This window comes from Allobosea sp. 10N428 (genome assembly GCF_056394545.1).
Genome location: NZ_JBFTIC010000007.1, coordinates 1 through 13,417, shown reverse-complemented (window position 1 = coordinate 13,417; position 13,417 = coordinate 1). Strand labels below are relative to the sequence as shown.

Genomic DNA, 13,417 nt, shown 5'->3' with positions numbered 1-13,417 from the left:
CGCCGCGACCGCCTGGCCGCGAAACCGATCGGAGGACATGAGAGAATGACCTCGCACGCTGACAATCCGGCGCCGAGCCGGCGTGGTTTCCTCGGTGGCGCCGCATTGGCCGGTGCCGGCCTCGCGACGGCAGGCGTCGCCCGCGCGGAAACGGCCAAGCCCGATCCGCTGATTACCGAGGTGCAGGATTGGAACCGCTATCTCGGCGAGGGGGTCGACAAGCACCCTTACGGTTCGCCCTCGCGCTTCGAGAAGAATGTGATCCGTCGCGACGTGCCCTGGCTCACGGCCTCGCCGGAATCCTCGGTGAACTTTACGCCGCTGCACGATCTCGACGGCATCATCACGCCCTCGGGGCTGTGCTTCGAGCGTCACCATGCCGGCATCGCCGATATCGACCCGGCTAACCACAGGCTGATGATCCACGGTCTCGTCGACAAGCCGCTCGTCTTCACCATGGAGGACATCAAGCGGATGCCGCGCGAGAATCGCGTGCACTTCCTCGAATGCGCGGCGAATTCCGGCATGGAATGGCGCGGGTCGCAGCTCAATGGCTGCCAGTTCACCCATGGCATGGTCCACAACGTCATGTATACGGGCGTGCCGTTGAAGGTGATCCTCGCCGAGGCGGGGCTGAAGCCCAGCGCGAAATGGCTGATGCTGGAAGGGGCCGACGCTGCCGGCATGAACCGGTCCCTGCCGCTGGAGAAGGCGCTCGACGATGTGCTCGTCGCCTTCGCCATGAACGGCGAGGCGCTGCGCCCGGAGCAGGGCTATCCGCTGCGGGCGGTCATCCCGGGCTGGGAAGGCAATCTCTGGGTGAAGTGGCTTCGCCGCATCGAGGTCGGAGACATGCCGTGGATGGCGCGCGAGGAGACCTCGAAATACACCGACTTGCTGGCGGATGGGCGCTCGCGCCGCTTTACCTTCATTATGGATGCGAAGTCGGTCGTCACCAACCCTTCGCCGCAGGCGCCGCTCAAGGCCAGGGGCCGCAATGTGCTCTCGGGTCTCGCCTGGTCGGGCCGCGGCACCGTCAAGCGTGTCGACGTCACCTTGGACGGCGGCAAGAACTGGCAGCAGGCACGCATCGACGGCCCTGTTCTCGATAAATCGCTGACGCGCTTCTATGTCGATTTCGATTGGAATGGCGGCGAGTTGCTCGTGCAGTCGCGCGCGATGGACTCGACCGGCTACGTCCAGCCGACGAAGGAGGAACTTCGCAAGATCCGCGGCGCGAACTCCATCTACCACAACAACGGCATCCAGACCTGGCATGTGAAGCCGAACGGGGAGACCGAGAATGTCGAAATCTCCTAGGATCGCGCTGCTCGCCGGCGCGGCCGGGCTCGTGGTCGCTATTGCCGGGCCCCTGCTGGCACAGCCCGCGCACAAGCAGCATTCCCAGCCGAAGCAGCCCCATGCCGTCCAGTCGCCGCCGCCCGGCGGGGCCCTGGCCGCTCCCGCCAAGACGGGTCTCGGCCGCGAGGCGTTGCCCGAGGAAGTGAAAGCCTGGTCGATCGATGTCCGGCCCGATGGCAAGGGCCTTCCGCCGGGCAAGGGCACGGTCCGCCAGGGCGACGAGATCTTTCAGGCGCAATGCGCCAACTGCCATGGCGAGTTCGGGCAGGGCAATGGTCGCTGGCCTGTGCTCGCGGGCGGGCAGGGTTCGCTCAAGGACGACCGGCCGGAGAAGACGATCGGCTCGTTCTGGCCCGATCTCTCGACGGTTTACGACTACATCCATCGCGCGATGCCCTTCGGCAATGCGCAGTCGCTGGAGCCGGATCAGGTCTACGCGCTGACGGCCTATCTGCTCTATCTGAACGACATCGTGAAGGACGAGGATTTCGAGCTCTCGGACAAGAACTTCACCTCGGTGAAGCTGCCGAATGCCTCCGCCTTCTACGACGACGACCGCGAGACGACGGAAAAGTCGTTCTGGGGCAGGCAGCCCTGCATGAAGGACTGCAAGACCGAGGTGCGGATCACCGGGCGCGCCACTGTGCTCGACGTGACGCCGGACTCCAAGACCGCGCCGAAAGTCGATTGATGGGGATGGCACAGGGCACGTCCGGCTGGATTGGCTTTGCCGCCGTGGCGGCAGGGCTGGCTGTCGGGCAGGCCCATGCCGCGGGCGATCGCGCGCTCGGTGAATATCTCTCGGCGGAATGCGCGACCTGTCACGGCAATGCGCCGACGGCCGGCGCCATCCCTGGGCTCGCGGGAATGCCGGTGGATCAGTTCACTGCATTGATGGACGCCTATCGCTTGGGAGACCGGGACAACGCCGCGATGCGCAACGTCGCCCGGCAGCTTTCCGCGGAGGAAGTCGCGGCTCTGGCCGCCTATTACGAGGGGCTGAAAACGGCCCCCTGACCGTCGATATGCGGCGGCGAACAGGGAGGAAGACGATGACGGATTGCGCTGGGATACCATCGCGCCGCGGGCTGCTCGCGGCTGCGGCTTCTGGCTTGGCCGCCGCTGCGACGGCAGCCGCGGCCGCTCCGCCACAGGTCAGCCTGGCGGATCTCAAGAAGGAGGCCGATGTCGCCTGCGTATACCACTGCGATTTTGGCGACCCGCAGCGTTTCGTGCAGATGCTGACGAATATTTCGAACCATTATTCGGCTTATGGGGCCGATCCCTTCGCCTTGCAGATCGTCGTCGTCGCCCATGGTGCAGGCGTCAAGTTCTTCCTCAACTCCCTGGAGGGAACGAGTTGGGCGGACGAGGCCATGGTGCCGAAAATCTTCGAACGGGTCGAGGATGTCGCCAAGAGCGGCCTGCGGATCCACCTCTGCGAGATCACCTTTCAGCGTAACAGGATCGACAAGGCCAAGGCGCGTGACGCGTCCTTCATCAGCTTCGTGCCCTCGGGAGTGGCTGCCGTCGCGGCGCTGCAGTCCAAGGGCTTCGCCTATATGAAGATCGGTTAGCGCCATGCGGATCGATCGCAGGGGATTGATGCGATCCGGCCTCATCGCCGCGGCGACGCTGGCGGCGCCTGCCGTGCTCGGCCAGGCCAGGCCCCGAGTGGTGGTGATCGGCGGCGGTGCCGGCGGGGCCACAGCCGCCCGCTACCTGGCCAAGGACACCGGCGGGGCCCTTGCCGTAACGCTGGTCGAGGAGAACGAGCTCTACCACACCTGCTTCCACTCGAACCTCTATCTCGGCGGGTTCAAGAGCTACGACGAGATCACCCATCGCTATGATGCGCTGGTGAGCCGGCACGGCATCACGCTGGCCAGGGCCCGCGCCACGCAGATCGACCGAGACAAGCGCGAGGTCGTGCTCGCCGACGGCCGCAGGCTGCCCTACGATCGCCTCGTCGTCTCGCCCGGCATCGACCTCAAATATGATTCCGTTCCCGGTTGGTCGGAAGCCGGGGAGGAGGCGATGCCCCATGGCTGGAAGCCGGGAACGCAGACGCAGCTCATCAAGCGCAAGCTCGATGCCGTGCCGAATGGCGGCACCATCGTGATGATCGCGCCGCCCAATCCCTATCGCTGCCCGCCCGGACCTTATGAGCGCGCCTCGATGTTCGCCCATGTGCTCAAGAGCAGCGGCCGGGGCGATGCGCGAATCGTCATCCTCGATCCCAAGGAAAGCTTCTCGAAGCAGGGAGTCTTCCAGGAAGGCTGGGAGGCGCATTACGGCACCATGATCGAATGGCTCGGGCCGAAGGTGCATGACGGCATCAAGTCGGTCGATCCGGCGACGAACACCGTGGTGACCGGCTTCGAAACCTACCGCGACTGCGCCTTCGTCAACGTGATCCCGGCGCAGATGGCCGGCGAGATCGCGCGCAGCGCCGGCCTTGCGCCCATGGGCGGCTATTGTGCGATCGACCCCGCGACGATGAAATCAGCGGCCGATCCGAACATTTACGTCCTCGGCGATGCCTGCATCGCCGGTGATATGCCGAAATCCGCCTTCGCGGCCAACAGCCAGGCCAAGGTCGCGGCAATGACGATCCGCGCGGAGCTCACGGGCGCGCGCAGCTTTCCGCCGCGCTATCTCAACACCTGCTGGTCGTTGGTCGAGACCGACGACGCGATCAAGGTCGGCGGGCGCTACGAGCCGCGCGACGGACGCATCGCGGCGATCGAGACTTTCGTGTCCCAGAACGGCGAAGCGGCCGAGCTTCGTAAGCAGAACGAGGTCGAGAACCTGTCCTGGTATGCCGCGATGACGGCCGACATGCTCGGTTAGCGCAGCTTTTTCCTGTTCACACCGCCACAGAGGAATCCGATGAAGACGTTGATCCCCGTTCCCTTCCTGCTCGCACTTGTCGCGGCGCAGCCGGCCCCTGCGCAGGATGTCTCCGCCGGCGAGCGCTCCTTCAATAAGTGCAGGGCCTGTCACCAGCTTGGTGAGACGGCTAAGAATGGCGTTGGTCCAGAGCTGAACGGCCTCTTCGGGCGCCATACGGGCTCGGTCGAGGGCTACAGCTATTCGACGGCGAACAAGGCGGCGAATCTGACCTGGGACGAAACCAATTTCGCCGAATACATCAAGGACCCGAAGGCCAAGATCCCGGGAACGAAGATGGTCTTCGCCGGCATCAAGAACGAGAAGGAAATCATGGATCTGACGGCCTTCCTCAAACAATTCGGCAAGGACGGCAAGAAGATGTGATTTACAGACCGGCCGCCATCCGGCGGCTGGTCTCCCGTTCGCGGCCTTGCACCCGCGAGTCGCAGCCTCGGTCCCGATTCAAGGCGTTCGGATAAGCTGGTCCGTAAGTCAAAAAGCGAGAATGCACGTTGTTATCTTACAATGACATAAGAAAGACGCGTCAATCAAAACAAGAGACAGTTTCTAGCAAATAATGAGAATGGATCGTCTGCATCAATCAAAAAATGAGACTGGAGTCTCCTGCGTCGGAGAGAACGGCGCCCGAATGCGCGGCTTATCGATCGAACGCTAGCCTGAACCTTCAGCCGCTACGCGCCCTTGCCTGGGCTGCGGCAGCCGGAGTTGTCATCGGCTTCTGGGCCGCGAAGTAGGCCATGGGCGGCCTCGTCGCCCAACTGGTGTCTGCGGCGACGGCGGCGCTCAAGCGCCAGTTGATCGTGTATGGCCTCTGGGTCGCCAGTGCCCTATTGGCAATCTTCGCGGCCGCCTACGCGCTCAATGCGCTGCATGCATCGGCTTGGCCGCACCCAAGTCGTTGCGGATCGTGGACGGCTGCGGCTCCAGACGTCGGCGAGGGGCCAGCTCCAACATTCGGCTGCCGCCGCTTGTCACCTTCTGGAAGCCTAGCCGCGGGCGAACCATTGCCGCTCTTCGCGCTCAACCGACCAAGCCGGCACCGCGCTCGGCACCGCCGCGCATAAGTCATTAGTGCCTGGCCAAAGGGGGCGTTACCTTAGGCCTTTCGTCCATTAGAGTTTTCTGGCACCGAATGAGAGAATTGAACTAACGTCGGATCGCCGCCAGACTGAGGATATCCCACGAGTTGAGTTGGGTGGCACGATTGGCTGCAGTCCGGCGGACCGCAATCTGGAAATAATAGCTCGGGTGCTGGACTTGGCTGCCGTCGCGACCTCGCTCCCAAGGATATAGTTTCGCCGAAAAGCCTCGACTGACGCCGAGGAAATCCGGCTCCGATCGCGGATGCGTCCGCCCGACGATGTGTCGAGCAAGCCCTTTCTGGTCAACGCGGTAATCATGCGCGGATTGACCTGAAGAGCCCTCGCGGCCACGTGAACGCTGATTGCTCGAGGGGTGTTGCTAACTACGCCGGGATCGCTGACGAGAAAATCCAAAAGCGTCACCGGCCGCTTTGATGGTGTCGCTCGGTGAATGGACAGCTTGCGTGCGAAAACTGCCGAAAATACGCCTAGCGCATTGCCCGTACTGCGAGAAAAAACTTCACGCATACTTATCGCATCGGCAGTCGCCGGTGCGGTTAGCGCATCTAGACGCCAGACAAACTGCGCTAGATCTCTCTCCGAAAATACGCCTCGGTGCTGTTCTGGGATTATCGGGCTAATATTTCTCATTGCGACAATCGATTTCATCAACCTTACAGGAATCGCCAAACGAATCGATGCTTCATGCAGGGTGAAATAGGGGGCGGTTTGGGCTCGAAATTTCTCGACAGACCTCCGCGTCAGAACCCAGTGCACCCGGCTTTTGGTTATCCTACGCTCACCGACCAACTGTTTTGCGGAGACTAGCAGTTTCAGTTCTCGGCGCTTCAAACCCAGGAGCTCCGCGGCCTCTTCAATGCGGACGTATTCTCCCGGTTCTGGGTCCTTAGAGCGAAAGTATGCTGTCGACTTGATGAACGGAGCTTCCGGCGACAATGAAACGAATCGCCGTGCTTCCGCGAGGATGTTATCAGCTTCCAAACCCGTGAGGCTCCGCCGTAGGGAGTCAAATAGCTTTCCATACGCAGCGGATAGAGATCCTTGCCTTGCAGTGTCTCGACGCTGCCGCTCCAGCCAGGACCAAAAGCCGTATGGCCAGTCCAACAGGGCATCTGCACAATCGTGAAGAGCGATACCGCTAGCTTGGATGGTGGGCTTTGAGATCCGGAAGCTCCGCCCTCGATCTTGTCCGTCTTTCCACGAGGACAAAAACTTCAGCAGGGAAACGGCTGAACGCAGGCTAGTGAATGGCATAGCCGTAGGATCCAGCGCGCGGCCATCTTTAAGGGCCGTCAGTGCCTCCGAGATTGATAGCAAACGCGGGCTGGGCAAAGCTGATGGAGTAGCGAAGCTTTGACCACAGCGGCAACGCGAAATTCCTCGCCGCAGCCATGTCGATACCTCTCCGCACGAGGAGCAAGTATCGGTTAAGAAGCAACCGTGGGTCGGGCAACAAACAACGCCGTAGGTATCCCATAGAGCTTGATAGCTGGCCCCCGTTGAAAGGCATTCGCAACAGATCCGCTGCGTCGAAACAGAAACCAAATTCCGCCCAATCTCGTGGCCGTTGATTTGGAATGTCTGGCTATCTGGACACCCCGACCAGAGAGCGGTCGAGGAATACTGGCCTGGCTCACACCCGCAGAGCTTTGCAAGTTGAGAAAAATCGCACGGCTCTGTTGCAAAGCTTCCTGGCAAGCGCCCCAGTGAAAGTAGCGGGCGGATGTTTCGAAAGCCATTTGCTTCCGCCAACCTCAGCAAATTCGCAGTCAACGGCTCCGAGGCGTTGGGGGCAATGCGTATTACCAGTCGTGTCGACATCATGCAGCCCGGGTGAGCGTGCCAACAACGTTGTGCTTTTTCTCCCGCTTGGTGCCTCCACCTCGACTCTTTTTGGGACGTTCAAGCAGCATCGTGTGATCTGGGAGCGGGGGCGGCAATCGAGCCTCCCAGTGAGCCACGAATGGATCACCGGAATTAGCAACATCGAACTCGTCGGAAATAAATGCCTCGGCCAATGCACTGCTGAGCGTTGCAAAATCGATTTCGGACAAGCTCTGGTACATTGCGATCTCGGTCGCTTTGATCAGCAATTTTTTCAGAGATCCGATGACACCGCTTGTTACGAAATAGAAGCGCCGGGCGGTCATCGGCTGGGAAACATTGACCTCGTCAGCTAGTGGGATTGGCAGGGTGTCGGCATAGGATTTCAGGATGCTCATGAAGGTCAACGCTTCCCGAGCCGCCTTTCCGTTTCCAGCCGGATCAGACCAGACGTAGGGAGCTAAGGAGATTTCGTTATCCCATCGCCTGCGGATCTGCGCGTCGTGTGCGAACAGATGCTTCGTTCGCCCCATGCCAAACAGGCAAATGCTGACGCCGCCCAGCTCATGAATGTCCTTTAGAAAATCCGCAATATCATATCGACGCACAACACCGTCTCGATCGACCGCGCGCTGAGCCTCGTCAATGAAAACGATCTGAACTCCGCACATCCGAAGATAATGCTTTACGCGATATGTGAGCTCACTCTTGTCCCCTTTCTTCCAGGCGGGATCACCTAACTCGCGCAGCAAAGATCGAGCTATCGAGTTTGCAGTGGGTTGCTTGAGCATCATTATGGACAACGCCGGAATATTGTCGCAGGTAGCTTCGAGGCCGTGGCCTGTATGAACCCTGCGTCCGTCTAGTTGCCGAGGAAACATCCCCTCCAGGTGCTTCCGAAGCGTCGTCTTTCCGACTCCGGTCGGCCCCGTAATCAGGAAGTTGGGCTTTTCTGACAACTCCTGCGCGAATTTGATCCCGAAAAGCAGCCGGTCGACCACCTGCATAAACGAGGGGTGCATGATGAACAATCTGTCCAAGCTGGCGACGGTGTTGTGAGTTGGCATGAGGTCCCCGCCTAACCCGGGAGCTGCGAAGTGGGTAGTGTCGGAATTATGAGTGGCGTAGCTAGGCTTTTGGCCTCACGAGGTGGTGGCGAGCCATCGGAGAACTGCTGATCCTGCGAGATTTGGGGGTGGGGTTGAGCGGGGATCAGCATCCTGTTTGAATGATGTGTGCCCAAGCCATGGGCGCGCGCGACGCGCGCGTTCGTGCCAACGCCAAAGTCCTCGCTCATCCAGGCAGCCAGCTGATCCTCCAGATCAAGTTTGGCTTGCAGGTAAGCCTCAACCGATCTATCCCGCCCAAACAATTTTTCCTGATGCTTAAGCGTGATCTTGTGACAGAAAAGCGTCATACCAGAGGTTATGCTGGGGTTTGTCGAATTGCATTCGATGAAACAGTGGCGCTCGTTGTCAAGGAGGTAAACTTTGGAAATGTCGCTCGGATTCACTTTTATCTTAACGGAAGCTGTCAATCCGTTCCGGTAGCGAAATTCGTGTAATTGGTCGCTGTAGTACCATAAATTCTTGTAGCGGACGCCTTTATGGTTGACCGTAGCGTCACGCATAATTCCAAACATCGCGTCGAGATTCATCTTCGTGCTTAGGAATTGCGGTTTGACGAGCTTGGTTCCTTCGATCCAACGTTCGTTTGGAGAGAGATGCGAGGTAGAATGGGGGAGAGGTTTGCTGTTGCGTTCCATAATCCATTTGTGGATAATGTACAACAACTGCTCAAATGAGATCAATCCGTTCCTCAGCGGATCATAGTCGCCAATGATAAGTTTTAGCGGCGGCGCGTAACCCGGCATATTCTGCAATAATGAGCGATTAATAACGCTAAATGCACTCTCGACGTCTGGCTTCGTGTAAGGCTCGCGTGGCCTGCAAAATTTGTACTGAATGTCGAGGTCGCCATAGATCTGCTCCAGGGTTTTTCCATGCGCGCTCAACGAGTTATCAAATGTCGTCAGTCGAGGAATACCAGACATTAAATAAGGAATCCCAATATCTGGGTAATGGTGGGCTATGTATGATTTGGGTAAGCAGCAATGGCGCAAGACGCTTGAAAATACTTCATCCCCTGGCGGCTCGAACCCTAGGTAAAAACCAAGAATGCCGCCGCTATAGATGTCAATCATCCAAGAGAAATAGGGCTTTCCAAGAGGAATTCGGCGTTCGCCCCAATAGCAGTACACGTCTAAGCGCGTTTCGTCATACTGCGTCTGCTCTAGGCATGCTTCGGGTTCCGCATGGCCGTATGGCCTGCGCATAGACTGCCGAGCAAAGGTTATTCCCCTTCTTGCGGCGAGCAGTTGATATTGATCGCCGGCTGCAATCGCCTTGCAAACAGTAGTTCGCGACGGCACCACCAATACATCAACCAAGCCGGGGTGGGCCTCACGAAGTACTAACAGTTTCCTAAGAAGTCGAGCTTGCACGCTTTGCGACGTAAAAGTTGGAGAGCGGGCGGTGCCGTGAGCGTGGCTGCATTCCTGGAGTCTTTCAGTAATTGCCTCGTTCAGCGCACGCTTCACGAAGGGATGCAATTGCTTCCGGTTGCCTCGCGCGCGATAATTGGGCTCAAGATCCGTTAGGTCGCCGGATATGTAACGCTTCCGGATCTTGTAGTAGTAGGAAACGCTGACATTCTTGGGTTTGCCGTAAATCTTGGTACCGAGACGGGCGCCGGCATCCTTTAGAACAACTGATAGTTCGCTCTGGCTCAGAGCGTCATTGCCGGCAACAGAATAGGCAGCCCTCGTGAAAGAAGCATCGCTAACAGCACGAATTACAGCTCGCCAGAAGGTTATGTAATTTCGCTCTACCTCCGGCCTATTTGAGAGTTGAAGCCGACTTTTCCGGCGCTCCGAACCCGTTGCCGTCGATCCGTTGTGCTCCTCATGAAACTCGAGCGTTCCGTCGCCCAACTGTTTCTCTAATAGCTCCAGGCTGTGGCACTCGACAATCGGCTCAAACTCGACGCCAACTTGTATCACCTGCCAGTGCGGCAAACCTTTGATCTGAACACAATTGAGAAGGCGGTAGAGCTTGCCTTCCACCAGAACTATTTTTCCCTGCTCAAACGAGTGCTTTTGCATGAAACATTTCCTCGCGCACGGGATCCGCCTTTGGGCGATGTCCGCGGGTGAAAGTCGAGCTGTGATCGACGGGACGTGAAATATCCACTGAGATGAAGCCCTGGCGAGTGAGCGCCAAGAGAACGTCAAAGCTGAGCGAGAACCGCTCCATTAACGCCTTGGCGTTTGTGCCACCGGAAGCAACTACGTATTCACAGATCTGCATTCGAATGTGGCATTCGGGCAGTGTTGCCATCCGGTGCGCAAGAATGAGCTTCGCATTCTGATGGTGAGTTGAGTTGCGGATCGAAGCGTCAGTGAACACTTCAAAATCTATGCCAAGGTCATTAAGCGAGCGTGCTATTCTTGGCCAACGCAACTCGTTCTCTGGCCTCGCAGCGTCCGCTTCCATCTTGACCTCTCCGGCCTTCATCTTCCCATTCTCAATAGTAAAAATGTCCGGTGTGTAGGAACGCTCCTTACCGAGCAGCGTGTATTTTATGGAGAAGGGATGCGGGACGATGCGGGTAACATCAGGGTCGACCTCGCAATTTGCTGCGTGATCCATTTCCAGCGTGGAGTCTAACCGGAGGGTGCTCTGAGCCTTCCAGCTGTAAAATCGACAGCGGAGGCCGCGACTCCATGATCTACCTGACGGGCCGATTTTGATTTCCGGCACGGCGGGGAACAGGTCGCACAGCGCGGGGTGTCTTCTTGTGAGAAACGACGCAGCGTCAGCGCTTGGTTGGCGCGGGCAATCCCACCGCCGGATTTTAATCGCAGATTTAGGGCCACGCCGAGTTGGAACTGGCTCATTGAGACGTTCCGCAACCCAGCTTACCAGTTCAGAAGATGCGTTGTATGAATCGCTCATCGTACCGCTCGGCAAGGAAAGCGCTCAAACGACTATAGATCTCTAGCGATCAGGCTACGCGAGGGCAGCAACTAAAACGGCGAAAATATACCCTAAGCCTTTGGCGGAGGCTTTGACGCTTCAATTAAGCGCCTCACTCTCTTTATATGCTGGATCAATCGGTATGATTCCTCAATCCAACCCGCCCTAAATGCTGTGGATATTTCAGGTTGGGACGTCGCTCCGTAGGTTTTGGGTTGCAGGCGTTTCGCTGGGTCGCTTGGACCTATCGCAGGATGACGCTCGCCTGTAAGCAGTTCGGTATGGGCCGGCTCCGGGCAAGGGCAGGCGACCGTTATGCCAGCAATACGAGCTCTTGATGCGCGAGCCCTCTATCAAGCGACAATCCCGCCGATCCGGCGGTTCGGGTGATGTTGCTCAGAATGCACCCTCCCAGCTCAATCAATGGGACTATGCTACGAATATAAAAATATTTCATACGGAAAAGTCAAGGCCGTTGCCGGTCTCCCAGTTGAATCTGGCCCCACTCCCACCGACATCCGAAATCCAAGGGTTCTTATGTCAGGCTGCGCGAGAGGTGGCCGGCGTGACTCAGGCGTGGCTCTGGCGAGCCTCTGGGGTCTCGCGGAAGACGATTAACGATTTTGAGAACGGCTTTATTTCGCCTAAATCGGCGTTGATCGCAAAGTTGCGCGATTCCTTGGAGAGTGCCGGCGTCGCATTCGTCGCGGGGTCTAATTTCGTTGGGGTCGTCTGTTACCTGAGACGTTTTGACGTCGAGCAGCGTGGGTAGCTGGCTCCGCTAGAGAGTATATTGCAGATATAATAACATGGTGATATGGTCACTCCAGTGGCGTGGGTCAGGGGAGTGCCTGGTATGCGTTTCAGGGGTGGCTTACCGCTGGGAAGACTCTCTCGATCTCTTCCTCGCGTTCTACTCGACACGAACCCCGCGGGGACCTCCTATCGGAACCGCGCTCTGAGATTGAGCGCCCCTTCGCGGGCTATGATGCAGCGGCTACGCTCACGCGAGTTTTGGGTGCTCGCGATGCTATCGGGCGTCTGGCTACGTTGCAGGTCGGGGCGAATTCCAGCGCAGCAAGAAACCGGCTTGGCCTCTAGTTCGAGACGGGCGCCGTCGCAGGCGCGCTTTCGTTAGGTCATTGATGCGGTGCTCGTAGCTGACGAAGCGGATTCCGAGCAATTTCGGCGCCGGATGGACGACATGAAGATGGGGCTGCACTCGTGGACACAATTCGGGCTGTGTGTTTCGACGGGGCGGGCGCCTTCGTCGAGTTTGGGCGCCTCGAAGGCAACATAGGTTGCAAGCCACGCGATGGAGCAGATTTCATTTGGGCGGCGCTGCGGCGGCTAGACATAAGGATCGCCCTGAGGGCGAATTGGCCACGATCGTTCGACGAACATGTGCTGAGCTGTGTGCCTGGCATACCCGACAGGTATTTTTCGGGTGAGATTTTCCGAACAGCCTCGAACCGAGCCGCTTGGCCAGTGATCTGCGAAACTCTGGCAATTTCGAGCAGGCATGTTCTCTTTCTCGTTGGCGACAGAAATCGGCTGACCGCCGTCGCCGATTTTCCGCATGTTATGCGTCTTTCAGCATTCTCGGACCTGATTAGGCACGGCCGCTTAGGTGACCTCCAAAGAAAGACGCCGGGAGGCGCGATTTTGGCGTTGCTCGAAGCGATCCGCGGCGTTTTAGAAAGTGATTTAGCTGTCCCTTGGGAGCGGCATCACACCCGGCTTTCCTCTCCTGCGGGCAAACGTTGGAGCGGCTTCCGAAAAGCCCGGCGAAAAACTGTCGAGATCACAAGTTGGCCTCGACCAAACTCGAGACGCCGTGCTCGCCTGGTTCGTTACTAGGTCCTTCATAACCGGGTAGCTCGATGGAACGGAACTTCGAAGAGCGGGCGCGCCTGAGCGCGCCCGGGATGAGAACGTTTATCAGCATCCCCCGTCGGTGGCAGCTGACCTCGCGTCAAGAAGCCCAACTGCTCGCATGTGACGAAGCCTCGTTACAGTCGTGGTCCTGATCCGCCCCCGCGGAGAGGTCCGATGTGATTGTTAGTGTACGGTTGGCCTCGGCGCTAGCGCGGGCGGCGTAGCCGGTCTGGTTTGCGCAGCCGGCCGCGCGGTCATGGCTGGGATGAAGACCTCTGGCGCGGGAGGCCTGTAGCC

Annotated in this window: 10 protein-coding genes; 6 read left to right on the top strand and 4 right to left on the bottom strand. The window is 58.7% G+C overall.

What is annotated here, in order from left to right; all coding sequences use genetic code 11:
- Positions 1–45 precede the first annotated feature (45 nt).
- From soxC to AC1DDA_RS20130, 6 genes are read left to right on the top strand one after another with little or no spacing between them, the layout of a single operon-like run.
- The gene (gene soxC, locus AC1DDA_RS20155; protein ID WP_441509872.1) at positions 46–1,320 is read left to right on the top strand and encodes a sulfite dehydrogenase; all 1,275 of its coding nucleotides are present in this window, start codon (positions 46–48) and stop codon (positions 1,318–1,320) included.
- On the top strand, positions 1,304–2,053 hold the full coding sequence (locus tag AC1DDA_RS20150) for a c-type cytochrome (RefSeq protein WP_476797107.1): 750 nt from the start codon (positions 1,304–1,306) through the stop codon (positions 2,051–2,053). Before soxC ends, AC1DDA_RS20150 begins: the two co-directional genes overlap by 17 nt.
- 5 nt (positions 2,054–2,058) lie before the next feature.
- Positions 2,059–2,379: a c-type cytochrome gene (locus tag AC1DDA_RS20145; RefSeq protein ID WP_476797106.1), complete on the top strand. Its 321-nt coding sequence runs from the start codon at positions 2,059–2,061 to the stop codon at positions 2,377–2,379.
- Positions 2,380–2,414: 35 nt separating this feature from the next.
- Complete coding sequence (locus AC1DDA_RS20140; protein WP_441509869.1) at positions 2,415–2,939, top strand: DsrE family protein; 525 nt, start codon at positions 2,415–2,417, stop codon at positions 2,937–2,939.
- Between the two features lie 4 nt (positions 2,940–2,943).
- A complete protein-coding gene (locus AC1DDA_RS20135) occupies positions 2,944–4,215 on the top strand; it encodes an FCSD flavin-binding domain-containing protein (RefSeq protein WP_441509868.1) in 1,272 nt (423 codons plus the stop codon).
- Between the two features lie 39 nt (positions 4,216–4,254).
- Entirely contained in the window at positions 4,255–4,641 is a 387-nt protein-coding gene (locus AC1DDA_RS20130) for a c-type cytochrome (RefSeq protein ID WP_441509867.1), read from the top strand.
- Positions 4,642–5,390: 749 nt separating this feature from the next.
- Here AC1DDA_RS20130 and AC1DDA_RS20125 read toward each other — a convergent pair.
- The 4 genes from AC1DDA_RS20125 to AC1DDA_RS20110 are packed head-to-tail and all read right to left on the bottom strand — an operon-like array spanning position 5,391 to position 11,221.
- Entirely contained in the window at positions 5,391–7,202 is a 1,812-nt protein-coding gene (locus tag AC1DDA_RS20125) for a TniQ family protein (protein ID WP_476797105.1), read from the bottom strand.
- Positions 7,202–8,272, bottom strand: a complete 1,071-nt coding sequence (locus tag AC1DDA_RS20120) for a TniB family NTP-binding protein (protein ID WP_476797104.1) — start codon at positions 8,270–8,272, stop codon at positions 7,202–7,204. The genes AC1DDA_RS20125 and AC1DDA_RS20120 overlap by 1 nt, the downstream gene beginning before the upstream one ends.
- Positions 8,273–8,283: 11 nt before the next feature.
- Positions 8,284–10,368 (bottom strand): Mu transposase C-terminal domain-containing protein, encoded by a 2,085-nt coding sequence (locus AC1DDA_RS20115; RefSeq protein ID WP_476797103.1) that lies wholly within the window; start codon positions 10,366–10,368, stop codon positions 8,284–8,286.
- Positions 10,349–11,221: a TnsA endonuclease N-terminal domain-containing protein gene (locus tag AC1DDA_RS20110; protein WP_476797102.1), complete on the bottom strand. Its 873-nt coding sequence runs from the start codon at positions 11,219–11,221 to the stop codon at positions 10,349–10,351. The genes AC1DDA_RS20115 and AC1DDA_RS20110 overlap by 20 nt, the downstream gene beginning before the upstream one ends.
- Between the last annotated feature and the right edge of the window lie 2,196 nt (positions 11,222–13,417).